This is a genomic window from Fulvivirga lutea (genome assembly GCF_017068455.1).
Classification (GTDB): Bacteria; Bacteroidota; Bacteroidia; order Cytophagales; family Cyclobacteriaceae; genus Fulvivirga; species Fulvivirga lutea.
Map to the genome: position 1 here is coordinate 3,274,266 of NZ_CP070608.1, position 26,572 is coordinate 3,300,837.

General features: G+C 33.0%; 22 protein-coding genes. All 22 read right to left on the reverse strand.

From position 1 onward, the window contains the following. Positions 1-4: 4 nt before the first annotated feature. Positions 5-2,014 (reverse strand): asparagine synthase (glutamine-hydrolyzing), encoded by a 2,010-nt coding sequence (gene asnB, locus JR347_RS14530; protein ID WP_205721313.1) that lies wholly within the window; start codon positions 2,012-2,014, stop codon positions 5-7. After that, entirely contained in the window at positions 1,929-3,095 is a 1,167-nt protein-coding gene (locus JR347_RS14535; protein ID WP_205721314.1) for a glycosyltransferase family 4 protein, read from the reverse strand. The genes asnB and JR347_RS14535 overlap by 86 nt, the downstream gene beginning before the upstream one ends. A 13-nt stretch (positions 3,096-3,108) precedes the next feature. Beyond that, entirely contained in the window at positions 3,109-4,878 is a 1,770-nt protein-coding gene (locus JR347_RS14540; RefSeq protein ID WP_205721315.1) for an asparagine synthetase B family protein, read from the reverse strand. A gap of 3 nt (positions 4,879-4,881) precedes the next feature. Then, positions 4,882-5,967: a sugar-transfer associated ATP-grasp domain-containing protein gene (locus JR347_RS14545; RefSeq protein WP_205721316.1), complete on the reverse strand. Its 1,086-nt coding sequence runs from the start codon at positions 5,965-5,967 to the stop codon at positions 4,882-4,884. A 4-nt stretch (positions 5,968-5,971) separates the two neighbouring features. Beyond that, entirely contained in the window at positions 5,972-7,321 is a 1,350-nt protein-coding gene (locus tag JR347_RS14550) for a phenylacetate--CoA ligase family protein (protein ID WP_205721317.1), read from the reverse strand. A gap of 7 nt (positions 7,322-7,328) precedes the next feature. Continuing rightward, complete coding sequence (locus tag JR347_RS14555) at positions 7,329-8,423, reverse strand: glycosyltransferase (protein WP_205721318.1); 1,095 nt, start codon at positions 8,421-8,423, stop codon at positions 7,329-7,331. Positions 8,424-8,491: 68 nt separating this feature from the next. Beyond that, positions 8,492-9,469, reverse strand: coding sequence for a hypothetical protein (locus tag JR347_RS14560; RefSeq protein ID WP_205721319.1), 978 nt, complete (start codon positions 9,467-9,469; stop codon positions 8,492-8,494). Further along, the gene (locus JR347_RS14565) at positions 9,447-10,655 is read right to left on the reverse strand and encodes an O-antigen ligase family protein (protein ID WP_205721320.1); all 1,209 of its coding nucleotides are present in this window, start codon (positions 10,653-10,655) and stop codon (positions 9,447-9,449) included. Before JR347_RS14565 ends, JR347_RS14560 begins: the two co-directional genes overlap by 23 nt. Before the next feature lie 409 nt (positions 10,656-11,064). Then, positions 11,065-13,341: a T9SS type A sorting domain-containing protein gene (locus tag JR347_RS14570; RefSeq protein ID WP_205721321.1), complete on the reverse strand. Its 2,277-nt coding sequence runs from the start codon at positions 13,339-13,341 to the stop codon at positions 11,065-11,067. Positions 13,342-13,467: 126 nt separating this feature from the next. Further along, positions 13,468-14,439, reverse strand: a complete 972-nt coding sequence (locus JR347_RS14575) for a CgeB family protein (protein ID WP_205721322.1) — start codon at positions 14,437-14,439, stop codon at positions 13,468-13,470. 26 nt (positions 14,440-14,465) lie between these two features. Then, positions 14,466-15,848, reverse strand: coding sequence for a CDP-glycerol glycerophosphotransferase family protein (locus tag JR347_RS14580; protein ID WP_205721323.1), 1,383 nt, complete (start codon positions 15,846-15,848; stop codon positions 14,466-14,468). Positions 15,849-15,973: 125 nt separating this feature from the next. Further along, entirely contained in the window at positions 15,974-17,386 is a 1,413-nt protein-coding gene (locus tag JR347_RS14585) for a lipopolysaccharide biosynthesis protein (protein WP_205721324.1), read from the reverse strand. Beyond that, positions 17,387-18,235, reverse strand: a complete 849-nt coding sequence (locus JR347_RS14590) for a sulfotransferase domain-containing protein (RefSeq protein ID WP_205721325.1) — start codon at positions 18,233-18,235, stop codon at positions 17,387-17,389. 2 nt (positions 18,236-18,237) lie between these two features. After that, the gene (locus tag JR347_RS14595) at positions 18,238-19,188 is read right to left on the reverse strand and encodes a Gfo/Idh/MocA family protein (RefSeq protein ID WP_205721326.1); all 951 of its coding nucleotides are present in this window, start codon (positions 19,186-19,188) and stop codon (positions 18,238-18,240) included. Continuing rightward, entirely contained in the window at positions 19,173-20,153 is a 981-nt protein-coding gene (locus JR347_RS14600; protein ID WP_205721327.1) for a Gfo/Idh/MocA family oxidoreductase, read from the reverse strand. Before JR347_RS14600 ends, JR347_RS14595 begins: the two co-directional genes overlap by 16 nt. Then, positions 20,150-20,890: an SDR family oxidoreductase gene (locus JR347_RS14605; RefSeq protein ID WP_205721328.1), complete on the reverse strand. Its 741-nt coding sequence runs from the start codon at positions 20,888-20,890 to the stop codon at positions 20,150-20,152. The genes JR347_RS14600 and JR347_RS14605 overlap by 4 nt, the downstream gene beginning before the upstream one ends. Further along, entirely contained in the window at positions 20,887-21,795 is a 909-nt protein-coding gene (locus JR347_RS14610) for a Gfo/Idh/MocA family protein (protein ID WP_205721329.1), read from the reverse strand. Before JR347_RS14610 ends, JR347_RS14605 begins: the two co-directional genes overlap by 4 nt. After that, positions 21,792-22,511 carry an acylneuraminate cytidylyltransferase family protein gene (locus tag JR347_RS14615; RefSeq protein ID WP_205721330.1) on the reverse strand — a complete coding sequence of 240 codons (720 nt, stop codon included), beginning with the start codon at positions 22,509-22,511 and terminating at the stop codon, positions 21,792-21,794. The genes JR347_RS14610 and JR347_RS14615 overlap by 4 nt, the downstream gene beginning before the upstream one ends. Next, positions 22,508-23,554, reverse strand: a complete 1,047-nt coding sequence (locus JR347_RS14620; RefSeq protein ID WP_205721331.1) for a nucleotidyltransferase family protein — start codon at positions 23,552-23,554, stop codon at positions 22,508-22,510. Before JR347_RS14620 ends, JR347_RS14615 begins: the two co-directional genes overlap by 4 nt. A gap of 4 nt (positions 23,555-23,558) precedes the next feature. Then, the gene (gene neuC / locus JR347_RS14625; protein ID WP_205721332.1) at positions 23,559-24,656 is read right to left on the reverse strand and encodes a UDP-N-acetylglucosamine 2-epimerase; all 1,098 of its coding nucleotides are present in this window, start codon (positions 24,654-24,656) and stop codon (positions 23,559-23,561) included. Then, positions 24,653-25,678: an N-acetylneuraminate synthase gene (gene neuB, locus JR347_RS14630; RefSeq protein ID WP_205721333.1), complete on the reverse strand. Its 1,026-nt coding sequence runs from the start codon at positions 25,676-25,678 to the stop codon at positions 24,653-24,655. The genes neuC and neuB overlap by 4 nt, the downstream gene beginning before the upstream one ends. Continuing rightward, the gene (locus tag JR347_RS14635; protein ID WP_205721334.1) at positions 25,675-26,568 is read right to left on the reverse strand and encodes a methionyl-tRNA formyltransferase; all 894 of its coding nucleotides are present in this window, start codon (positions 26,566-26,568) and stop codon (positions 25,675-25,677) included. Before JR347_RS14635 ends, neuB begins: the two co-directional genes overlap by 4 nt. Between the last annotated feature and the right edge of the window lie 4 nt (positions 26,569-26,572).

Sequence of the window (26,572 nt, forward strand, 5' to 3'; positions counted from 1 at the left end):
CCAATTAAAGATTATCAATCCACAAAATAGCAGAAACTGCTCTCCACAAATAATAAGACCCCTGTTTGGAAGGGGTTTTTAAGTCTTGCAATATACTTTTTTTATTAAATAAAGTCGAAATTTCATCATTTGAAGCTACTCTTTCTACTAGGTAATCGGACAATTGTTCAACCCAATATGATTGAGGAATATCAAATCCTCTCTTAACTTTACTCCATAATATTTCATTAGGGATTCGGCCTTCCAAACTTTTTCTGACAATATACTTGGACCATCCATCTTGAATTCTATACTCCACAGGTAGACTTAGGTTGAAATCGAGTATTAATCTCGATAAATGAGGTACCCTTTGTTCAATACTAAACGCCATTGAATTGCGATCGGCAAACCTTAATAACCTAGGTAACAAATATTTCATCAACTCATCATTTTGCTTGGAATAAATATCTTTACCTGCAAAATAATCATCAAGTAAATCGGGACGTACAGACTGAATTAAATCAGTATTTAAGTATCTTGAGAAAATCGCTTTTTTACGAGTAAACGCAATTGCCTTGGAATTAAAATATGCATTTCCCAATAGCATATTATTATATGAAAGCGAAAGATTTTCATGAAGTTTAATAAGTTCATGAACTGATTTTCCAATTTTTCCTTGTTTTAAATAATGAAATATCACACGTTGAACAACACGTGGATATCCCAAATACACTTCGTCTCCTCCCTGCCCATCAAGCATCACAATCAGGCCTTGTTTCTTTGCCGCCTCCATTACCTTATATTGTGCAAACATTGAGAGTGTACTAAAAGGCTCGGTCATTCTCTCCACCATTTGCTCTAAATCAGTTTGAAGAGTATCTAATGTAGGCTCAACTGGCACCCAAGATAATCCCGCTTTTGCAGCGACCTGTTTAGCCAAAACACTTTCGTCATTTTTGAATCCGGGAAAAGAAAATGTAAGGGTTTTATAGTCTGAGGATTTTTGACCAAGTAGCTCGCCCACAGTACTTACAATTGCTGATGAATCAATACCACCTGATAAGCTTGACCCAACGGGTACGTCTGACCTCAACTGCCTTGATACAGCAGTATGTAGTATAGATATATATTGTTCTGATAAATTTTGGCCTAATTCCGGTTCACTTATAACGGGAGGTTTCCAATATTGATGTGTGGTACATTTGCCAGAGTTAATATCTAATTCTAAATAATGAGCTGGAGGCAATTGTCTTATTTCATCATAGAATGTATTTTCATCATGGTCAGAAACACCAAGAACCAAAAATTCGGATAGTATGCTGTGATTAGGTGTACCTTTCATGCCAAGTCCCTTACAAATTGCTTTTGGTTCAGAGGCAAACCATAAACCATTTTCAAATGAATAATGATAATAGAAAGGCTTTATTCCACTATTGTCTCTTGCTCCAAATAGCTTGCGATTGTGAATATCTAAAATTGCAAATGCGAACATTCCATCAAGAAAACGAAGCATTTGAGAACCAAATATTTGATAAGCTGCCAGTAAAACTTCAGTGTCAGTATTAGTTTTGAAATTGTACTTACCTTTCAATTCTTCTCGTAATTCAATGTAATTATAGATTTCGCCATTAAAAACTATGGTTAATCCATTCTCCTCATCAGACATCGGCTGATGACCTAATGGTGTTAGGTCAATAATTGAAAGTCTTTTATGTCCTAATGCAAAAGAAGGAATATCTGCATTTAGTTGAACTATCTTATCATGTATAAGTGTAGTGCCCGCATTTGTATTAATACCCCAGTCATCTGGTCCTCTATGATGCAAATAATCAGTCATAACCTTTGTTGAATACACAAGGTCAATACTGGCTTCATTATTCAATTTAACTACCCCACAAATTCCGCACATGAAAATTAATATTAGATTTTTTAGATAAACTGATAAAATTTCAAAGGCTTTTGTAAAGCTCTGTAAGTTTGTAGCCGTATTGAGATTTATCAAATAAAGAAATTGCTTTATTTCTTGAATAATCAACTATATTGGCCAAATTATCTCGATTTTGTATAATATCAATCAGTCCTTTAGTCATTCCATCAATGTCTTCTAATTTATAAATGTACCCGTTTCTACCTTGATCAATCAATTCTGGCAGGCCTCCAACATCAGTAGCAATAATTGCACATCCCGAAGCCAATGCCTCTACTCCAACATTTGGCATTCCTTCCTCTTTACTAGGAAGTATTACAACGTTTGATTTAGCCAAACATGATTTAGCTTCCTCAGGGTTAAGATGACCTATTAATTTAACTGTTTCTTTATATTTCAAACTGCCCACCCAATCATGGACTTCTTTTATATCACTTTCAGGACCTCCAAATAACAACCTTGCCTTACTTCTAAAGGCTTTATCTTCAATTGAACTCCAAATTTTCATTAAAGTAAGTCCGCCTTTTGTATCTCTACCAAATGGTAAATCTTTATAATCCGGAAGCCCACCTAGAAACAGAATATCTACTTTTTCTTTATTCTTACTGCTAGGTTTAAAACGACTTGTATCAACTCCTCTATAAATGACTTCCACAGGCGCCTCGAAGTTCGGGTAGAGCTTACTAAAGGCTAATTTAAGTGCTTCACTATTTGCTGAAATTCCATGAACATTGTTTATCCATGGTTTTACGTAATTTTGATTCATTATAACTGGCAGTACAGAGTTTACATCAGAGCCAATTATTTGTGCAACATGTTTATTTCCAAATTTTGCGGTCCAGTTTGAGCCAATTAAACTCATAGAGTTGGCTCCTATTGAGTGAATAATATCAATCTTTTTTAGCAGGTTCCGAAGAATAACAGCTCCAATTTTTGAAAATACCTTTACCTTCATTTTATTAGAACTTGGTAAAAATGGCAACCTTAGTTGAATGACTTCATGTGTTGACTCGTCAAATCTTTGAAGAATTTTAAGGCCTGGTCGCCATGCTCTTAGAAAAACGACAGTTACTTTATGGTGCTTGGATAATTCTTTTGCTCCCCGTTGATTAAAAACACACCTTGCTAAATTTTCGTTTGTTGGATACCCTCCAACAAGCAATAATATATGTAATGAAACATCCTTCAATTATTTATTATTATTAAACTAATTTATTCACTTTTTTAAGGTATAAAATCAAATATGATAGACTAATATAAACTGGCATTAAATCTGGACGACTTGTTAATTTGAATTCATCTATGGGCAACTTATAAGCTCTTAATAACTCAACACCTTCTCTTATTATTAAGAATTCATTCATGAATTTCATGAAATCTTCATTACCCTTCGAGGTGAATTTTTTATCAAGTCTATTTTGATAAATATTTTTAGGTGTAATCTCCTTTATTATATATTTAAGTTTTTCAACAAATGGTTCTCCACTACTGAAGGAATAACCGTAACCACTAATAACATCTGCTAACTTTTTATTTAACTTTCTTATTATTGATTGTTGGAAAAAGTAAGACAATCCGTGATAAGGAATTGCTTTATATGAATCTTGTATCAATTGCCGGTCTACAAATGGTGTTACAAAATGGCTTATTTTATTTTCAGCATTCGTTCTTGCTCCCATCAAACTTGGAACATAAACTTCGTTACAATATTGACTCATTTCTAAACGAGTAATGTAATTTCTGCCTTTTTCTATATCTAACCGTGTGCGGATTTTCTTTTCCAAATAATTAAAATAATTTTCCTCTTCACTTTTATTAGTGAAACATCTACCAGCAAGATGATAGCATAAATAATAGCGAATAAAATAGGTCAATGACCATTTATTACTTTCCATGTGCCATTCATTTCGATATTGCTCACCACCTACTCCATTCATTCCAAGTCTTTTATCATCTAAAATCTTCAACCTGTGTTCTCTTGTGTTGTACTCTTCAGTAAAATAACAATGCATTCTCACATGACCATCATAATACAATAAAGCTTCTTCTAAATTGGAAGCCATTTCTTCATTTGATTTTTCGAAATGATGTTTTATTGGAATACACTTTAAATCTAATTCAGCAGCTTTGGCAACTTTTTCTGCAATGTCAAGTTCTGTATCTTTAGTTTTCCTCCAATAAGTATGTAATTGGATTTTTTGCTTTTTTAAATTCCTTAAAAGATAAATAAGAATCATCCTGCTATCATGACCACTTGAAATACCAGTATCAACGCCTTGATTATTTGCAAATGATTTTGTGTCTTTGAAAAACCTATCTACCGATTCAATTTCATATTCCAATGCCTCACTAAGGTTTTTAAAATTTTCATGCCCAATAGACAATAAGGTCTTATCTTTCGTGATATTAATATTACCTATTTGGTCATGAATATGAAGTTCAACCCTATTAACATTATCTACTAGCGTATCTGGACCTATTAGTCTACCTGTGGTTAAAACTTCAATTAATGCATTTCTATTTAATTCAACATTTTCACTCAAACCAAAAATAGTAGCCAAAAATGAAGTTGAAATTACATTATGATGAAGATCAAAGTATACATTAAATATCCCCGCCTGATCCATATATAGGGACAAATAACTTCCGTCAGGTGAATATAGAAAAGCAAATGAACCGCGTACATTTCTATAATCCCAAGAATTACTTCTTAGATCATTTAGTATCGCATGAAGAGATTCGCTTAATGTACTACATCCTTTATAAATTGGTGTCCCCGCAACAATCAAATGATGTCCGTCTATATTAATTTGATGTTTATCCTTGGACAATTCTTTATCCCATACCAATACAATATGATCTTTAAATTCTAGACAATCAAAATTTTTCATTCCAAATCGTTGGAACAAAAACTTTACTTTATCAATTCTTAAATCTTTATAACCCCTCTTGGCAACTAAAAATGCACCCATTAATTATATCACTTTGTAAGCTTTCATAAATTTTAAAATGCGTTCATCTTTTAAAAATCCACCATGCAGTTGATGTACTTTGTAGCAGGGTGCATTATTTCCTTCTAGCATTACATAACCTACTTCATTATCAAGAACTACGATGTCCCAACCAATAACTTTAAGAAACGATACTGAATTGGCTAAATTCACAATCCCATCTTTTATTTTTTCCCAATTTGGAATTTGAACACCTTCAATTTGTACACCTGTTTCTGGGTGTTTAGTATACCAATTTTTCCTGCTTTCTGTAGGAATTATATAGGAGCCTTTTCCAATTTTCCCTGATGGGATATCAATATTACACGTGATTCCTCCAACAGCAAAATTATCCACAGGATAGGAATGTTCTGTCCCAATTCTTTGTACCGCATGAGCAATAAATGCTTGATTTGTTATTGGATCTACCATTGTCAATATCCTTACGGTATTAGTTGTTCTTGGATAGAACTCACGAGAGTAAGAAGCTTGCTTAATTAAAGGACAAATGATATTTAAATCCAGCTTTGGTAGTTCCTCCTTTAGTTCATCATCTGAGCAAGGTTGCCCATTCCAAATAAACCCTACGGTTGATTGATTAGAGATAGTATGTACTTGTCCTCCTCTTGAACCATATGCTGGTTTTACCACAACATCTTGACCAGATTTGATAAGGTGAAGTACGTCATCTATATCGCTAATTTTAAACTCATCCGTTTGTGGTATAACTAAACCGTTATTAATGAATGCATAATTGTATACTACAGGACAAAATTTGCCAAAAAATAAAGGAAACATAATTTTATCATCAACATACACTTTTGAACTTCTTGAATTAATTCTCGAGGCCCTCAAATTCTCCTGATAGTCACTTACATATTCATTGGGTTTATTTTCGCCCTTATAAAATTCATACCTGTAATATGCTGCACTAAAGAAGCCTCCACACCACATTTTAATTCTAGCAGTTAATGGCATAGCTGTTAATGTTTGAGCTTCCCTCCTAACTACTTTTGAAAATGTAGCCGCCCAACGATAATATCCTTTAATAAAATTAATCACAGCACTCATATGTTTACTTATTACTCATTAAATTAATCATCAATCTATGCTTCTTATTTTTACTGCTTATGAAATTCTCTGTTAACAAGGGGGTTATAACAAACTCATCTCCAAGTCTTTCTTTATACATAACAAGAATTTTTTGTAATTCATCTTCACCTAATTCCGCCTCATCAAAAAGTTGATATTTGAATTCAACCTTATCATAATCATTCTGTACTAACTGATATCGTTTTATTTTATGAGTAAGTTCTGTAATCTGCATCGTTTGCGTAGCCACAATTGATGATATATAGCTTCCATTTCTTCTTACAAATAAATCTCCAGTGCGACCATACAATTCATCTATAGTAGAATATTTAGGGTCGCTATTACCTAAAGAGCCATTATCTCCATTCAAATAGTTGATCAAAGGAGTTCTATAATTATAAAGTGATGTAAGAAGAAAACTATGTTCGATTCCTGTTTCCGGATGTGTTGTCTCATTTATTTTAAGAATCTCATCTGGAATAATATAAGGCCCATCCATATCTTTTTGAAAACCAAGACAGTTCATCTCCGAACATCCATAAAATCCTTTAACATCGCATTGAAATACCTCTCTAATTAATTCTGCTTGATCCTGAGGTAATTGTTCTGCTGTAGTAAACGCTCCTTTTATTTTAAGCCCTTTGAAATTAAGCTGTTTTGCATGAAGAGCAAGTGTATATATTGAGGACACATAGCCTTGCATAAAACATGGGCCTTGGTTTTTAATTAACTGCAATATTTCAGGTGCAGTATCAGAATTTAAGTCAAATGCCGGGATAAATACCTCACCTGAAACCCATCTTTTAATTCTACTTTTTAGGGTAGGGTAATTATTCTTACTTAGACTACCACCAAAAAATTTAACCATTGTATCGCCAGGCTTCCAACCCATCCAGTTCAGCCCTCTGTAATAAAAGTACAACTCATTAATTCTGGCTTGTTTATTTACATCTATGTAAATTGGTTCACCAGTAGTTCCTCCTGAAGTTCTTGTAAGACATTCTGCGTCAGGGATTGAGGGTGTTAATAGTTGATCCCTTTTGGACTTAATGATATCTTTTGTTAATAATGGAATTTTGCTTAAATCTTTAATATCCTGAAAGGACTCAGGCAACAGACCATGTTCATTAAACAGAGATCGGTAATAATTATTATTGTAATAAACAAAATCAATGAGTTTCAGAAAAGCTTCATTTTGTAATTCCTGAATACCTTCCTTATCAATTGTACTATTAGCTTTTTGCAACAGATCATGTGCCAATTTCACCTCTTTGTTAAGAAGTTTTTCAACAAAGACCGCTTGCTGAAATAAAAATCGTCTTAAATGACCCATTTGATACTTAATTATTGACCCTTAGTAGTTGATAATAGTAGTTTACCAATTTGTCTAATTCGACTTCAAAATTATAGAAATCCCTAACCGCATTTCTTCCATTTTCCCCTAATTGTTTGGTGCTAGTCGATTCTATAATTGACAAAATACCTTCGGCAATTGACTCTGGTTGGCTCGAATCAACTACTACTCCGCAGTTACCCTTATCTATGACCTTCTTAACTTCTGGAAAATCCTCACCTATTACAGCCAATTCCATAGCCATGTATTCAAATAGTCTATTTGGAATTGTAACCTTATTATTAAGGTTGTTTTCATAAAAAACACATCCAATATGACACATGGCCACTCTTTCAAAATTTTCCAACCAAGGTTTCATACCTTCAAATTCAACGGCATGCTCAACACCAATATTATGAGCTAATTTAACCAGTTCTTGTTTATAATTTTCAGGACTATATTTACCAACAAATTTGAATTTTACTTCAGGTTTCTTTTTTAGAACAAGTGGTATTGCTTCAATAGTCTGATTACAATTCCTTGCTTTAGAATTAGTTCCACTTGTAATAATTGTAATATTATCATGCTTGGCTATTCCATTAGCTGTTGGTAGTCTAGAAACATATGGTACGTTACTTATAGCAATTCCTGGCTTTCGACTTTTTTTATATAACAATTTCATAGTATCGGTTGTGGTAACATACCCTCCCGTTTTATTTATGACTTTTATTTCAAACCATCTAAATAAATTCATTATGGTTTGTCGAATAAAAACCGGCATTCTTAATTTATCTATTCTAGCACAATAGTTTTCGTGAATGTCGTAAATAATTTTACCGGAAAAATTAAAAGAGTAAAACCAAACCCAAGGGAGCATATCAGGGTCATGAAAATGAATTATATCTGGCTTTATTTCTAAAGCTCTTTTAATAGCTTCTCTAGAGCTTAATAGTCTCCTGAGAATTCCAGTTCTTTTCTTAATCCAGATTAGATTCACTCCATATTTTTCATCCCTATTATCGTAATTAATGCCTTCTTCAGATGTTTTATTTAAAGCAATAGGTGTCGATATCAAACAAACATCGAACTGTTCTCCTACCAACCCAACACAGGCTCGCTCAAATATCCTGTCGTCATCCCAGGTATGCATGCTCGTTACATGACATACCTTTATTTTATTTCTTGACTCCATTGTTGAAATGCTCTTAATCCAAAATAGAAAGGATTTTTACTTTTCAACACACGAAATCTCGTATGTTGAACCCCACCCATCATTCGATAGAATTGCTCTACACCTTTAATTGAACTGCCCTCAAAATCAAATTTTTTATTCTTCTCTTTTGCCATTAAAATGGCATGATACACTAAACAAGCATTTGCATTTTTATAGACAGGATGATCTATTCTTTTTGAGCCATTAATTAAATTGTATACAGTGTGATTGTCAAACGGAAAAATACCTCCGCTAAATAACCCGTATTTTTTTGATTTCAAACCAAGTGAAAAATAATTTCCAGAAATTGAACTAAGTAAATCCTTCAGGATATGAGTCATAGGATTAAACCCAGATCGGGCGCCAGTTTCCTTCTGAAGTTCAAGTATCATTTCCAATTCCTGATTAATCAAAAGTTCAATTTCTCCATTTTCCATTAAATTTAGAAATCCCTCGATTTCTCTTCTTTTGTTTGATGTTACATTGTTTATTGAATAATTAGCTATATCATTTATTTGATATGTAACCAACCTTTGGTCTGTGAATCCACTCCATTTATATGGCAAAGTATTGAAATCATTTGTGGATAGGAGAAACTCAACATGTCCGTACTTCAGTTTATTGGTAACTTGTTCAATAAAATCTGCTTTTTTTGAATGACTTTTAAAATGCTTTTTAGAATTTATATCTCCAAAAAGTGGGCCTCTAAATGGAGTATAAGGAAGATTGTGTATTCCTTTTACTCCAAACCTGTTTTTTACAATAAACGCCACACCACCTAGTATTCTGTTTGCCTTTTTCTCAACTAATACGACAAGATCTCCTCGATGGGATTGAAGCCACTTAGAAGTATGAAAAATAGTGCCTTCTGGATGGTTTCTAACGTATTCATCCCAGAAATGATAATCATTTTCATCTAGTTGATGAAGGGCCATCGGCTATTATTTGATTTAATATTTGAACTGGATTTCTTTTAATTAGCAATGTTATTGTAATCAATACGGAAAGAAAAATCATATGTATTTGAAAAAACCAATTTGTTCCAAACAATCCAAAACTAAATTCAGATATCAAAAAAAACAGTAGCCATCTGTTAATATTACTCAAGCGATTCGTTAGATATTTTAAATTTCGAATCATTCTCTTAAAAAGATTAAAGTACATTCCACCGTAAGCTAATACTCCTAGAAATCCTAATTGCACTGCTATATCTAGTAGGTCGGTATGAGATATCTTACCTCCTGATATATATCTGAATTGATTTAGACCTATGCCTACTACTGGGTATTCAAAAAAAGTCTCTAATGCCAATAACATATACCTAAACCTATTCTCTTCTTCCAGTTCAACAAGATATCCTGAATTGTCTGTTAGTCTACGATAAATCACTAATTCAGTAAAGTATTCTGAGTAAAAATAGAACACAACGATTGATAAAATGAGACCAAGTAAAATCTTTGTTGGTACACCTAATTTTTTACTATTGAAAATGATAAATGGAAATATAAGAGATGCAAATAAAAAATTTGCCCTTGATGCTGTCACTATTATACCCAAATACAATAGAAAAAAACTGATTAAAAGTACTGATTTAAGAACTATATTTTTTGGGTGATAATTTAATACCCATATGAGTATTATGATCATCATTCCAATTCTTGCTATAATAGCTGTTCCATTTGCGTTTCCCATTAAGCCAGCCATTCGAAAATACTCATCATTTAAATTGGGTGATTCGATATAAAAACTAAATAGAACTACCATAATGCAAGATATGGCAATAGAATAAAGTACCTTTCTTAAGTCATAAACATCTCTTATGGCAAGAAATATTATTACCATTAATATACTATTTGTAAATAGCACTCTATAATATCTAATAAAACCATCAACATCTTTACTTATAAAATAGCCTAGTATCGATATTATTAGCATTGAGCCATAAAAAAAGTACTCTTTAGGTATATCCTTTATACGGTGATTATTTTTATGAAATATTAAAAGGGTAACAATAGGAGAAATCACCCATAGAATAATTTGATTCACTGTATTAAATCCAGCAAAATCCAAGTTAGCCACAAAAAGAAATAAGAATAGATATAAACTTAATACAATGGACATTTATTCTAATATTGAATAAAATGTTTAATTATTAAATACTCTTTTAGCTAATATTTGATAGTCTCTAGTTAGGAATCAATTAAATAAGTCAGATTATTCCAGTACTACATTCTTATTATTAGATTTTCAAGGCTAATCTACATTAACAAAATTTAAAAAGTAAAAACAAACTGGATAAGAAAATATAATTGAGTGTTAATAATTAATACTTAGACTATTACAAGAACTTGGACATAACTAGTGAAAACCAATCAATTGTTTCTATCGTGATGCTAAATTAAAATTTATGATTAGATACACTCCGAATAAATAATTATTATTTCATCAAAGAAATATCTTATTTACGCATGCATTGATAATCATTAATATCATTCAACGTAATTAATTGCCACTCCGTGATTAATAGATCTCATTCTTTCAGTAATCTCGTGGTTTTAACTCCTTCACCATTAAATGTTCTGATGAAATAATAACCACTTGAAAGATTAGCAGTGTTTAATATTAATCTATTATTTACAACAGTTTTATCAATATCCATTTCTCGACCATTAAAGTCTAGAATTTGAACCGAAGTCAATTCTCTATTGTATTCAACGTTAATAACATCAGTAAAAGGGTTAGGATAAATATTGATCACATTCCTATTTTCTTCATTTACAAAATCATCAATATCTAGCATCAGAGATTCTTTATTCTGAACTTCAACAGACCAATCCGAAGTATTAAAGTTTTTATCTTCACTTGTAAACTCTCTTGAAGTCAAATTCTCGTTAGTAGTGTTTCTTGAAGCAGCAACTGCTTCTGTTGTAATGTTACATATTGATGAATAATTACCATATAAAACACCAGTTTGAATAACTGTCCTAACATCTACACTATAAGTGGTATTTGGACTTAATAAAGTCAATTCACTCAATCTAATTTTATTGTCTGCTGAAACTATTGATTCAACAGGAGTCAAATCACCAGATGTTCTAAACCTAAATTCAATTCCGTCATAATTCACATCCGGAATTGTACTATATATAGCTGTACTATTTGAAATTGTTGTCCCGCATTGCCATGAAAAGAGTTCAATAATGGAGCCCGAATTTTCTGGAGCAGATGAAGGGGTAGTTATTGTACACAAATCCCCATAAGCACCAGCTATTCCATTGTAATATCCTCTGACCCTTACAAAATAATTGGTGTTTTCTTGTAAAAACAGGTTTGAATAAGCAGCAAGTTCAGACAAGCGAAAAGTATTAGTTGACTTTAAAATAGTTTCAACAATGGTTACTCCACCTCCGGATTTATTTCTAAAGACTTGAAATTGCCATTGTTGAGTAGCAGGCCCTCCTCTATCAGCCTGAATAAGATCAGTCCAATTAGTTAAAGTAGCACCGCAAGAAATGGGTCTGATTTGGAGTGGTGCTGGTGTATTATCTGTTGTTAGTTGACATACACTGCCATACTCGCCCCAAACTCCATTTACAAAAGCTTGAACTCTAACATTGTAAGTTTCTCCATGGGTAAAGTCAGGGAGTGATGAAAATATAACAGTCATATTTTTTACCCCAGTCTCTTTTGTAACCGTCCCCACTATATTCCCACCAGATAACTCGTATCTATAATTAGTGGCAAACGGCACATATTCAGACTGAACAGCGTCTTTAATACTTCCAAGTGTTGAGCCACAAAACTGTGGTTGTAATTGGGGCGCAGGTATTTCAGCAGGTGTGGTAATAGAACAAGGAGCCCCCCAATCCCCTACAGGATTCAACCCTGCATCCACAGGTCTGATTCTGACAGAGTACGATTGGTTATATTCTAACGGAGCATTCTGATAATAGAATGGCCAGTTCAAATTGTATTTCCCGGTTGAAGGAAAGTTACTGTATGTATCGACACCTAAATTACCACCAGATAGTTCTACTTCATACCTTTCAGCACCTTGCAACTCGGTAAATGACATGTCTACATTACCTGCACTAATTGTTGTGCCACATTCATTTAAGGTGATCCCTGATGCAGTAGAACCAGTAATGGAAATTTCATCAATAGCAAGTCTATCAGCCAGAGTTGCTCCTGTAACTTTTCCTATATAAAGCCAACGCACTTGAACTGTTGTCTGATCATTTGCGCCAACTGGTAACACTGTATTAAATTGTTGAGGTGCGGCTGGGGTTGATGAAAGAGTCGAAGAATACTCTTCTGACAAATCTATGAACGGACCGGTATTTCCAACTCTATACTGGATTCTTATTCCAAACTGCCTGTTGCTTCTTGAATAGATTGTTCTTCCTGTCCATGATACCACAACATCTGATATTCCTGTTGTATTTAAAGAAACAATAATTGCTCCAAGGTTAGCCGAGCTTGCATTGTGAGCATCGAAAATACTAATACCATTTGCACCCTCATTTCTTATTGTAAAATTTGTGAGGCTTGAAGAGTTAGCTCTCAATGACCTGTTAGACATATTAGAGCTTGTATAATCGCCACCTTCATCGATGAATCCACTAGAGAGAGTATATCCTCGCATTGAAGTTGGATATGCAGTAGATGCTGAGTTTGTAAACCCACTAAATACAAAATCTCCAGTGAGTAGAGAGTGAGCCGAAGGAAAAGTCTGCCCAATAGATTCATAGGTACATGCTATACTAAGCACATAAAATAACACTAGAAATTTCGATCTTATTTTCATTTCAATTATTGTCTGTTCAATAGCTTCCTATATTAATGGAAATTACTATACAAAAGTAACCAAAAAGCTGGTAAATAGATAGTTACAATATTTTTCTAAAGTAGAACAAATAAATTGGCAAAAAAGTTAATTTAAATAAGGGCTTAACAAGCTTTGAAATGAGTGTTTTTTCGCCTCTCCCCGTGCACTTTCTATGTCAAGGACTATTTTATCCTCTAAAATCATTTGTATTAATTCAATGAAATTTGCTGGGGTGGTTTCGAGAAAGTGTTTCTTTGAAACCAGCCAAAGATTTAAATATGGCCTTTTATCAATAATTTGAATACTACCGGCATTGGGAATAGCAAAAAACAAAGGATTGATAGGCATAATTCCATCATTCTGAAGAATGTTAATTACAATTTTTGCTCTTTTAATATAAGCAGCGTATTCATTTTCGGGCAATCTTCCTGTATACTTTATTCCCGAGTTTTTTATTTTCTCCCTCAAGTTCAAGTCTTGAGTAGTAACAGCAGCAACTACATTATTATTTTTAACTAAATCTGAATTCATCAGTAATTCAAGATATTCTAATCTTGTTTTATACTGTGGTTGTTTCAAGTAACCAGTGAATAAAATATCGATATCCTTATTTACGCTTTGATTTTGAAAGTAGATGGTTGAATCAAATCCATATGGTACCCATTTTTTTCCACTGTGATTTGAATTTTCGAAGTCTCCCCCATCATGATACCAAACCTCTTCAAAAACTGCTTCTTGATGCTGAATACCCATTGCTCTTGAAACTGAATCTGTGTACCATAAAATTTTGAGCGTATTAGTTGCTTTAAGTAACATTTCATTTTTTTTGCTCAGCTTCATACCTGCAATTACCAACAAAACACCCCCTTCAGTTACTTTTTTATCTTTTATGGCTTTATCAATCGCATGGTTGAATCCAATTTGAAGTGAATAGTTCACTGGCCATTGCCATTTAGATATTTTAGAAATGTAATATGCCCATATCAAATAGTTAAACGTAATTAATCTAATGTTTGAAGCGTCAGAAACAATATTAATAATTGATTTAGAAAGAATATGTGGTACAATGCAAATCAAATGTAATTAGTTTATATTGTAATGAATTAAAGACCCATATTAGTAATGATTTCAAGGACTTTAGTTGCGCTATTATTACCCGCAAAGGCACAATTATTTTTTATATATCGGTCTCTTTGAAAAGAATTTACTATGGGTTCATTACCATATTTATTCAAATAATAGACCAGTTCATTTGATGATTTGATTAAAGGAACACCAGCTTTATCAACAAAACTTTGCCCGATTCCACAATCCTGTGTAATTGGCTTAAATATTAAAAGAGGTTTATTTTTCAAAAGCACATCAAAACCGAAATTAGAATTATGTATCGCACATATGTCAGAAACTGCTATAGTTTCATCAAGACTAATTTCATCTTTGACGATTTTAATGCGCTTATTTTTCTCAGTCAAATAAATATATTCATCCATTCTCTCGATTGGATGAATTTTAATTAACCCAATCCATGAAGAGTCACTTTTTTCTATTGCATCTACAAATGATTCAGCTAATTCTAATTTCTCAGTGATGTGATTTGTAGCAAGAACTAACACTTTTTGAGAATGCTTTATTCCCAGTTTGTCTTTTACAGAATTGGTATCAGAATATATTTTGTTACTAAACTTTGGATTACCACCTACGATTAGTTTTGAACCTAATTCACCAAACTTCTTAAATATATCACGTTGAGAATCTCCCCAGCAAAAGCAATAGTCTGCAATAATTGGCACATAACTATCCAGTGGATAGACAGAACCATGAACAAAGGTAAAAGTAGGCACATTCATTTTTTTCAATACTTCAATCGCCATAGCCGTTGCTGGCTGGCGATCATATTCAGTAAATAAGACTCTCGGAAGATTTTTATCGAATAAGGATTGATATTGAATTATTCTTCTCGATTGCTGAAAAAATTGGTGTCTGAGTAAATCTATATTTAAAAGTTCCAATAATTCTTTGTTCAATACCGAATGTATTACTTCTTTAACACCTATCCATACCTGATTGACCTCAATATTTAATTTAACTGTAGCTATGCTTGTTCTGTCCGGCAAATAAATACCTTGGCCAGAAAATCTTTTATTTCGATGTAGAATTAAAAAAGAATTTTTAGGCAAAACCTCTTCGAATGGCCTTATAAATCCGAATTGCTTTTCATTTAAATCTGTGGTAAACCAAATTATTTTATCTTTAAGATCAATACTTCTAGACTCACGATATCTAATTTTAGATTTCACCCAAGAAAGAAGAAGGGCCAATTTAATCTTATGCTTATTTGCTTTTAGATAAGTTCTTTTATCTAACATTAATGTCAATGAGTGTGCCAGCATTGTCCCACATCCAACACCATTAATGTTCAACTCGTTAAGTTTTCTTTCTAATCTCAATCTTTCTTGAGCCAGTTCAGTTAACCAATATTCTGCCATTATCAATAGTAATGTTGCTAAACCAAAAAAAATTAATGAATAGTAGAAAATTATCTAAACTAAACTTGTTGATTCCTTGCCATACACTCACCCTTATGTACTTTCAATCACTCAGAATAGAATTTTTAATATTTGCCATATTTTTTGAGACAGAAAATAACAAGTGTTATATAAATGCTGACCAGTAATAACAATTGAATTATGGAATTATCTATTATATCAATAAAAAAATATCCTAATATAGCGACCGAAAAAATAATTATTGATGGTTTGTAAATACTTAAAGACAATGTGTTTCGACCAAAAAGACTTTTAAGCATCATTTGATTTGTAATTGCTAAAAATAAGAAACTCACTAACGTTGTCCATGCCGCAGCCACCTTCCCATATTCTGGTATAAAAATAAAATTTAATGCAACGTTTAATACACCTGCCGTAATATTAACAACAGCCAGAACACCAGTTCTTTTATAATATTGAAAATAGTGGTTGCCTAAATTTGCAACTGCAAAAAGCAAATATCCTCCAGCAATAACAGGGATAAGGTTTATTGCCCCATGAAACGATTTGTCGGCCAAAATGTAAACAATTTGAGGCGAAAAATATATCAGCCCAATGCCCATTAATGTTATTACGAGCATAATCTTTGATTGACTGGATCTAATTTTTGAAAAATTTGCACTATTCATCCATTCAAAAAAATTAGGAATGAATGCTTGATTGGATGCCACAATTCCTGCCATTAAGAGTAGTCCGACATTATATGCTAAACTATAAAGTCCGGTTTCTGTAGCATTTGTTAAAGAATTAAGTATGGCTCTATCAATTGTGCCGAGAAGTACACCACTCAAAGCATATGGTAACAGTGGTAGTGAAAAATTGAAATTATATTTTATGTGTGAAATGGAAAGTTTAGTAAAATCCACATACCTTCTTAGTTTATATACGGAGTAAAATACTGAAAGCATCATTGCCACCACAACTCCTATTAACCGATAAAAATATAAATCTACTGTGAAGTATATTATAAGCCCTGCTGATAGTCCTAACCCTGTATAGCTTGTAAGTGATGAAAGTATAGTATACTCTTTACTTGACCTTGTAATAATCAATACACGGTCATAAATGGTTCTAAATAATTCAAAGAATAACGCTATAGCCATTAGATAAAACAAATTCACAGGAATTTGCAGCCAATGTGAAAGCTGATTTGCTCCTAACAGAAGTAAACTGCCAGATAAAAAGGCACAAAAACAAATAAATAGAACATTAACGCCTAAAAACTGGTTAAAATCCGTAGCCTTTTCATAATAATAACGGCCAATACCACTTGTTAAATTCAATGTAGAAACAACTATCATTACCGAATAAATAGATAGATAAACACTTACAATGCCATAATCTTCCGGTGTAAGTAATCTGGTAAATATTGGAATAGCAATGAATGCCTGAGCCTTATTAGCTATTTTACCAATAAAATAATGAAAGCCTGATTTTGCAATTTGGCTATTGTTAATACTTTTTAATACCCTGATCATTTAATAGACCTTTCTAAAATCTTCCCATGAAAATTCTATGCTAAATGTTTTGGAAAGTTTCTTCACTTCATCACTAAAAAGGCTCATTAGCATTTTTCTGTGTTTTTCTGTCAGAGTGCTATTTGGTATTTCAGTTTCATTTGCTTTCTTAATGTAATCATACTGATTTGAAAGCTGCTTTCGTACATATTTTGGAACAAATCTTTTATTCGTTTTAAACCAATTAAGCAAAGTTTGAAGCCAAACATTTTTATATGTTTTACCTTTGTTAATAATTTCGCTGGTTTGAATTAGATTGTGACTAACATCCTTTACTCCTAAAAAACTGAGGGTCTTATTAAGAATACTTACACCTTCTCTTTCATAATCCTCAAGTATGAAAAAATGAATATTTTTTACTGAAAAATATTCTAGAAAATGATTAATGTTTGTATTGTAGAGACTGTGGGAAAATAAATACTCATCAAAATTTATTTCTTGTTCTATTATATTCTCCCAGCTACGCTTTTCATACATTCCCTTTACACCGTGCCAATAATGACTGTATGTTCGATCTATTGGATTTCTTAAACAGAATATGAGCTTTGTTTTTGGATTGGTTTTGTAAATTCTTTGTGGTACATCACGATTATTGAAATACCCAACAGTTGCTTCACCTTTTAGTTGATTTAAAGAAACACCCTCAAATTGATATTCGGTAATATCATTACCCCAATTATTTAGGTAAATATTAGGCTCCTTTCCAACACTCATCTTAATTTCAGAGTGCTGCCGAAGTAGTTCATAAAGTAATGATGAGCCAGCCTTTGGAGCACCAGCAATAATAAAATCAGGTGGTGATTTAAGCATTCCTAATAATTAAATATTTTGTTAAGTATTGTTAGTTCCTCGCCTAATTCTTTAAGCTGCATGCCAGCCTCCTTACCTTCAATTAAGTTTTTAGTCTGCTGGTAAAAGCCAGGTTTAAAATTCATGTCATTGGTATAATCTAATTCAACGAGCTCTGTCTTGAATCCCCCTGCCAACTGCTGATGCAATTGTTCCATAGGTGAAAAAAGCAACTTACGTTTTGAGGTCAAAATTTCAATATTCCATTTCCCAGGGCATCCCCAATCGGCATGGTATGTAAAAGGAATTCCTTCTTCAGTAGTTCCTAGACCAGTAAATATCGAACCCGATGGATGCCATTCAATGGCATTACCATGTTGTCTGCAATCAATAATAGAAGGCTTCCCTCCTAAATAAAATGCCGTATCAATAACATGTGAACTATTGGCAATACCCCATAGTTCAGTGGTTTGAGAACTATAGTTCTTAGGATCTATCCGAAAAATGGCTTCAGTGAAATCAAACCGGAATGAAGAAACTCCTCCATCTTCCTTTATAAGTTGCTTTGCTTTAATAACTGAAACATAGTTTCTTCGATTAAATGCAACATAAATATTTGCTCCAGCATTAGTAGCCTGTTCATTTAAGGTTATAGCTTCATCTACTGAATATGTTAGCGGTTTTTCCACTAAAATGTTTTTAACTCCAGCCTTAATCAATAGTACCGTTGCATCAAGTAAATGATCAATAGGTGTGGAGATTATTGCCATCTTCGGAGGTTTGTTGGTAATTAGCCAATTGCTTAAACCTCCCGCAACCACCTTAGTATTTGGATAGGCCTGCTGTAATTTTTTAACTCTAGTTAGTCCACGTCCTACAACAATTGCATGATATCCCAATGCTTCAATTACTTTGACATACTCACCTGCAATAGTTCCAGCACCTACAATTAATACTTCTATGTGATTGGACATAAATCTGTTTTAACTTCTAAATCTTTATTGTAGTGCTCTATCATTGTTTTAAGAAATGGTATATGGATATCCATTGACTCCTGATAAGGTGTTAGAGAACATTTACCATAGGAAATTAACTCCTCAACGACAATGTTTGTAAGGCCACTCTGATAAGCCATTTCAAATGGTTGTTCACTTGTTATTATTTGATTATCCTCAATAATTTCCTTAACTACATTACCAAGACTTTCATTAACAATAAATCTTACTGAAGGAGTAGAAATTCTTACTGACGTATTAACCTTACCGGAAGGAAAGCATGAGATCGAAATGTGATCTTGGCTACCTGTTTTTGATTCCAGACTTCCGAAAAATTCAATATATCCTTTTCTTTTACTTTCCACATAACCCTTAACCAATGAATTTTCCCAACTTTTTACCTTTGACTTTGACAAGAAATGAAATAAATCAATAAAATGAACACTATTACATGCCAGCCCCCACTCATTACCAATAACCTCCATTCTAACAGGTTCATGCTGGTTTAAAATTGATTTAATTTGAATATAAGATTGAAACATTCTTCTGGGACAGTTCACAAAGCCCGTCACATTATTTGTCTCCAGCAGATTTGAGATTTCTACATAATCTAAAATTCTCTGAAATAAGAATTTTTCAAGGATGAGGAATTTAGTTTTTAGTTTTGAAAGAAGCTCCTTCACCACAGCAGCTCGAATGGCAGAGTTAGTAGCTATAATGGATACTTCAACTTCAGTATCTTTTACTTCATCTATATTTGAAATGCAATTACATTGATGCAATTCGGATCCTTTAACCTCTTCAAATCTTGACTTAGCTAAATTAAGGCTCTCTGAATTAGGATCGATAACATATATTATAGTTGGTTCAGTTAGTTGAGCAAGAGCTTGCAAATGTCTACTCCCTAGTTGTCCGGCACCAATTAATAAAATTTTATTATTCATATTGCTGTCCAACCTCCGTCTACGATAATGTTTTGGCCCGTGATATACCCCGATTCACCCGATAATAAGAACGAAACAACAGGTGCAATATCATCAGGATTTCCCATTCTTTTAATGGGTACTTTCCGCTCATAAGCTTCAACAAATTTCTCCGGTTGGTTATCAAAAATACCTCCTGGTGAGATACAATTTACTCGAATTCCATCTACCCCATATTTTGAAGCCAAAAAACGACTAAAATTAATTAGACCTCCTTTTATGGCAGTATATGCCGCAGGTGGTTCTATACTTGTCCCTTCATAAATTGTAAAGTCATTTCCAACCACTCCATATATAGAAGCAATATTTATTATACTCCCTCCGCCACTTTTCTTCATAGACTTAATTACCTGCTGGCAAAATAAGAAGTAACTATTCATTTGCCAATCAACATTGGTTTTCCAGGATTTTAGTGGAATATCTTCAAAACTGGCTCCCCAATCATCTGTTCTTGGATATGCATTATTAACCAGCCCATCAATCCTACCAAAACATTTCTCAATTAAATTAACAGTGCCTATGATACTCTCTTCAGACGTAATGTCACAATTCACTACTCCATTGCTAATATCAGTTTCATTATTTATGTCAGCATTAATGGCCACCCCTCCTTTGATTCTGACATTATCAACCATTGCTTTTCCTAAAAGACCACTCCCCCCTGTTATTATTATGATTTTATTATCTAGTGATTTCATTCTGTAAGGCAATATTTTAATAGACATGAAGATTCTTCAAGGTCATTCATAAAGGCGTTACCTGAATGTAATTGAGAAATGAAATACTTCATTTGATTTTCATAAGTATTTTCTTTTTTTAAATCTTCAAATATCAGTAATCCATTTGAATCTGTTATTTTACCATGAAGTAAATCTACAATCCAGGTAGTATCATCAAAAACAATTTCCATTTGACGTTTTGGATCTCTTCTGAAATAATTTAAACTGATTGTTATATTCATGCGATCATATTCCAACCAATACTGTGCGCTATCAATAGAATTGATTTCCAAATCAGATATTTTTCTTCTTTTTGATTCTACCTTGTTTGGAGTGCCAAAAAGCCAAAAAGTATAATCTAGCTCATGTATCAAATCCAGATGAACTCCACCTCCCAAATCTTTATTTGCACTATAGACTCTTCTATAATCTCTACTTGGTCTCCAGTCAGGTAAATATGAGCCACAATAAGTTTGTATCTCTATTATCCTTTTTCCTTCCAAATTTTCTTTTAACCATTTAATAAGTGGGTTGAATCGAAAGTTGAATGCTGTGTAGGTTCTTATCCCAACTTCCTTGATTTTTTTGAGAACTGCATCTGTGCCATCTAAGGTGTTAAATGGTGGTTTTTCTACAAATAAAGGGACTTTATATTTTAGACATTGCGTAATTGTTTCAAGGTGTTGACTTGTGACATTACTCACTATTATAAAATCCAAGTCATCAGGAATATCCTTCCAATCGTATATATTAATAATTCCTGTATTTGACTTTGCATTGGTTTTTGACCTTAAGGCCCATATTGAACACTCTGCATTAACAGTTCTTAGTGCAGCTATATGCTTTGATGCTATAGAACCCAGACCTATTATTAAAACTTTCACAATTTGAAATCAAGGAGATTTTCACGTAAGATTATTTCCATCACTGCAAAATCAAGTGGTTCATCAAGATCAAAACAAATGTGAGGCACTACATATGCCAAAGATCTAGGAGTAGTACTAATGACATGACCTTCCTCAAAATATGCTCTTCTAAATATGTAAAATGAAGCATTCATGTCATAAACAATTGGTGCCTGCTGCCGGGATTTTATTTGATCCCCTCTCTTTACCACATGTACAAATCCATCAGATCCTTGTTCAACCATATTAAAGTATGGATTACGACTTGCTGGACTTACCGAGAATATATTTAAGGCTTCCGGATTAGATATAAGAATATCAAGTGCTGCAACGATATCATCAACATTCCTTAAAGGAGAGGTCACATCCATGTCAATAATAAAGTCGTACTTGTAGCCGTTTTTGAGCTCTTCATATTCCATTAAATCTCTAATAGCATCAATCTTGCCAGAAGTGTCAGTTGCTAAATAATCCGGGCGTCTATATTCACATTTCAAACCATACTCTAATGCTACTTGCTTTATCTCATCATCATCAGTACTGAGTGCAAAATCTGCTTTGTGAATTTTAGCAAATTCCAAACCTGTATTAATGGTATATGCAATTAAAGGTTTACCATTCAATATTTTTATGTTTTTACGTGGAATCCCTTTAGAGCCACCTCGGGCACATGTTGTTAATAATATCTTATTCACAAATTAAGATGTTTAATATCTGCCTGAGCTTTTTCAAAATCTTTTGGCTTTCCTATATCCAACCAATATTGTCTCATTGGGTAGGAAATTACTTTATACCCTTCCTGAAGCAGTTTTTGCATAAAATCTGTACTGTTGTAGAAAGTATCAATTGGAATCTTTTTAAGCAATTCAGCCTTGATTAAGTATATCCCACCATTAGAGTAAAAGGTATAAGTAGGCTTTTCAGAAAATGAAATGATTTTATTATCAGAAGTTTCAAGTACCGCATAGGGGACGTCAATGCTGTAAGGTATCGTAGCAATTGCCATATCTGCATCTTGTTCCATAAAATACAGAAAAAAATCTTCGTAGTCTATAGCAGTCAGTATATCCGAATTTGTTACCAGAACATAGTCATGCTCAAATTCTTTGATCTTGCTTACAGCACCAATTGTTCCTAGAGGCTTATCTTCTTTTATATATCTTATATCAATTCCTCGATTCTTACCGTCCCCAAAATATTCCTCTAATTGTTCTCCTAAATATCCTAAGGATATCCAAAAATCATCAACTCCGAATTTTGATAACCTTTCAATGCAATACTCCATAATAGGTTTATTCCCAATTTTGAGTAATGGCTTTGGAACACTGTCTGTCAAAGGCTTCAGGCGAGACCCTTTCCCACCTGCCATTACAACGGCATCTAATGGTAGGTAAGATTGAAGAAATCGAAAATTGATAATATTTACAACTTCATGTTCTCCATTTAAGACAGGAATTATTCTAAAATCATTCTCTCTCAGGTCAATTATTTGTTCGAGCGAGTAGTTGTTTTTATTAACATATTTAGGATTTGCTTGAATAAAATCCTCCACCTTATCTTCTGTACTAAGGTTCTTCAAAAATCCCCTTCTGACATCACCATCAGTTAAAGAACCAATTAGTCTCTTTTGGTCATCAACTACAAATAAAATGGCATCCATCGCCAAGGTATTTAACCTAGTCAAGGCTTCACGGATCTGACTACCTTTAAGTATTAGATGGTCATTAAAATTTCTCACAATTTTATCCTTTAATTATTTGAATTATCGTTTCAACTGCGCCTTCCTTTTTGTAAATATTATCACCGTTAAAATTCTCCTTAGTATAAATCTTATTTACAGATGCTACAATTTGATCAACAGAAAATTCAGCATTTATAATATTTTTACTCTGAGCTCTTCCCTTCTGTCTTTCACCAACGTTTACGACATATTTACCAAATGATGCAGCTTCAATTATACCACTTGAAGAATTGCCCAGTAATAACTTACAATACTTAATGGCAGAAAAATAATTTGATTTTCCAAAATTCTCTATCAATACAATCCTTTCAGGATAAGCTTCATGTAACAGATTCAATTCATTTCTGAATAAAGAACCATAAGTATCTGCATTGGGCATAGTAATTACCAAATTTATCCTACTGGATATACTTTCAAGGGCTTCATACATTATCTTGGCATATTTCTTATTATGACCTGAGTCTATTGTTTCAGGATGGAAGGTTGTAAGAATATATTCATTATCAGGAATATTATACTTTTCAAAGAACTCTTCTCTTTCCAACATAGGAACGGCAGCAATCTCTGATAAACTAAGCGATCCAACTGAAAAGACATTTTCCTTCGTTCCAATAAGCTCCTTTACCTTTTGAGCATAAACTTCTGTTGTAGTGAAGTGCCATGAGGATGCCAATGTTATCTGATGTCTATAAATATTATCAATAGCACCCAAAGTAGTTTCTCCACCATGGATGTGGGCATATTTAATTCCAAAAGGAATACCAGCTTGAACAGCTGCGCTCATTTCAAATCTATCTCCTAAACAAAATACTATATCAAATGAATGTTCTTTATAAAATTCAGCAAATTTCATTACGGTAAGTCCGTAACTTGAAGAAATGGAAGTCTCATCATCATTAGCAAGAACTGTAGAAATCTTATGTATAATATCAAATCCATCTTCCTTAATATCACTAATCGTATAACCATGATATTTTGATAAATGTGTTCCAAAAGCAATTATCTCCAGGTGAATAGAATTGTCTTTTTTTAAGGCATTTAATAATGGCATATAAATTCCATAATCAGCTCTTGAGCTCGTTAATATTCCAATTTTCATTGAATATCCTCCCATTTAACTTTTGTGAATGCTTTCAGCTTTTTGTTAGTAGTTTTCCCAATAACTTCATTCCATAACATAGGAGATATACCATCTCCTGGACGAAGAGGAATTAAGTCAGATTCAGCTAAAACCATACCTTGATCAATGTCCTTAGATAGATGAATGCTTTTTCGTGCTATTGATATATTTTTTAATTCACTAGGACTTGGCTCTTTCAACCCATCTTTTGAAATCGCCATTTCAATATTTCTAATGCTACGGACCATATTAAATAATTCTTCTGGCTCCAAAGAGGCCTTATGATCAGGTCCTGGTAAAGTTCTGTCCAATGTAAAATGCTTCTCAATTATACAGGCTCCCAAGGCAACAGCAGCAACTGGTACTTCTATACCCAATGTATGATCAGAATATCCAACCTTTAAGTTGAGTTTATGAGCCATTGTCAACATTGCTTTTAAGTTGACATCATTCATTGGAGTAGGATATTCAGTATTACAATGAAGAAGAGTTATTTTAGAATTAGACTGTCCATATTTTTTTAGCACATTCACAGCATCTTCTACTTCATCAAGGGTAGCCATTCCTGTCGAAAGAACAACAGGTTTTCCAGTTTTCGCTACAGTTTTCAAATATGGGAAATTAGTGATTTCACCACTTGGACATTTGAAAAAATCTATATTTAATCCATTTAAATAATGTATACCTTCTACATCAAAAGCAGTAGATAGAAATTTAATTCCGCATTCATTACAGTGATCTATAAGTAGTTTGTGATCAGTATTTGAAAGTTCAAGCTTTTTAAGCATCTCAAATTGTGTTACATGGCCGTCATTTGTATTTACAGCCTGATATTCAGCCTTGAGAGCCTCCTTACTTACAAGTTTTTCAGCGTGAAATGATTGGAATTTAACGTAATCAGCACCTGCTTTTGAGGCTTTTTCTATTAGCTTCTTTGCTAATGACATATCCCCATTATGATTAACTCCAGCCTCTGCTATAATTATTACTTTATTACTCATTCCAACTTATCTCCAACTCTTAATTTAATTTTAGATTCTATTTCGAGAATTTCGATAAAAGAATCCTTCGTTTTCACCAAGAAGCCGTCATTTGTTTTTTTTAGAAGTTGCCCTGGAGTGTTTATATAGCAAGGTGCATCTTGAATCAACCGTGCCCGATTGATTTTGACTTTATTATAGCCAAGGGTAGCTGTAGCTATTGGTCCTGGCTTGGCAATCGCTCTTATAAAATTAAATAACTCTCTTGAAGTCATGTTCCAATCAATATTTTCATCACCAGGTCCTCTTCTTCCACAGTAAAAACCTTCTGGATGTATTTCGGATTGTTGAATTCTGTCAGCTTTATTATTTTGTATTAATTTAACTGCATCATATAAAATTGAAGCACATTCATTATGTGCGACATCCAGTAATGTCGAATAATCATCATTATCAGTTATTGGAAAGGATCGCTGTAGAATAATGTCACCTGTATCTATCCCCTCATCCATATAATGAACAGTTATACCAAATTCCTTTTCATCATTTATCAAAGCCCAGTTTAAAATGTTTCTCCCACGATAAAATGGGAGTTTACCAGCATGGCAATTAATAGTTTTTAATTTAGGAAGATTGATTATCCGCTCTCGAAATATCTGATCGAAACTCATAGAAACAAACAGATCACAGTCATATGAAGTCGCTATTTCTAGGAAATCATTAGAATTAATTTTAACTCCTTTAAAAAAGGGAATATCATACTTTTGAGAAAAAGTAAAAAGTGTATCGTCAGTTGAATCTGTTCTTGGAACAATAAAGACTATTTCAATATTTTCATCTGAAATCAATAAGTGAAATGCTTTATGCGACCAAGGTCCATCAGCAAAATATCCAATTTTTAGTCTATTCATGTGA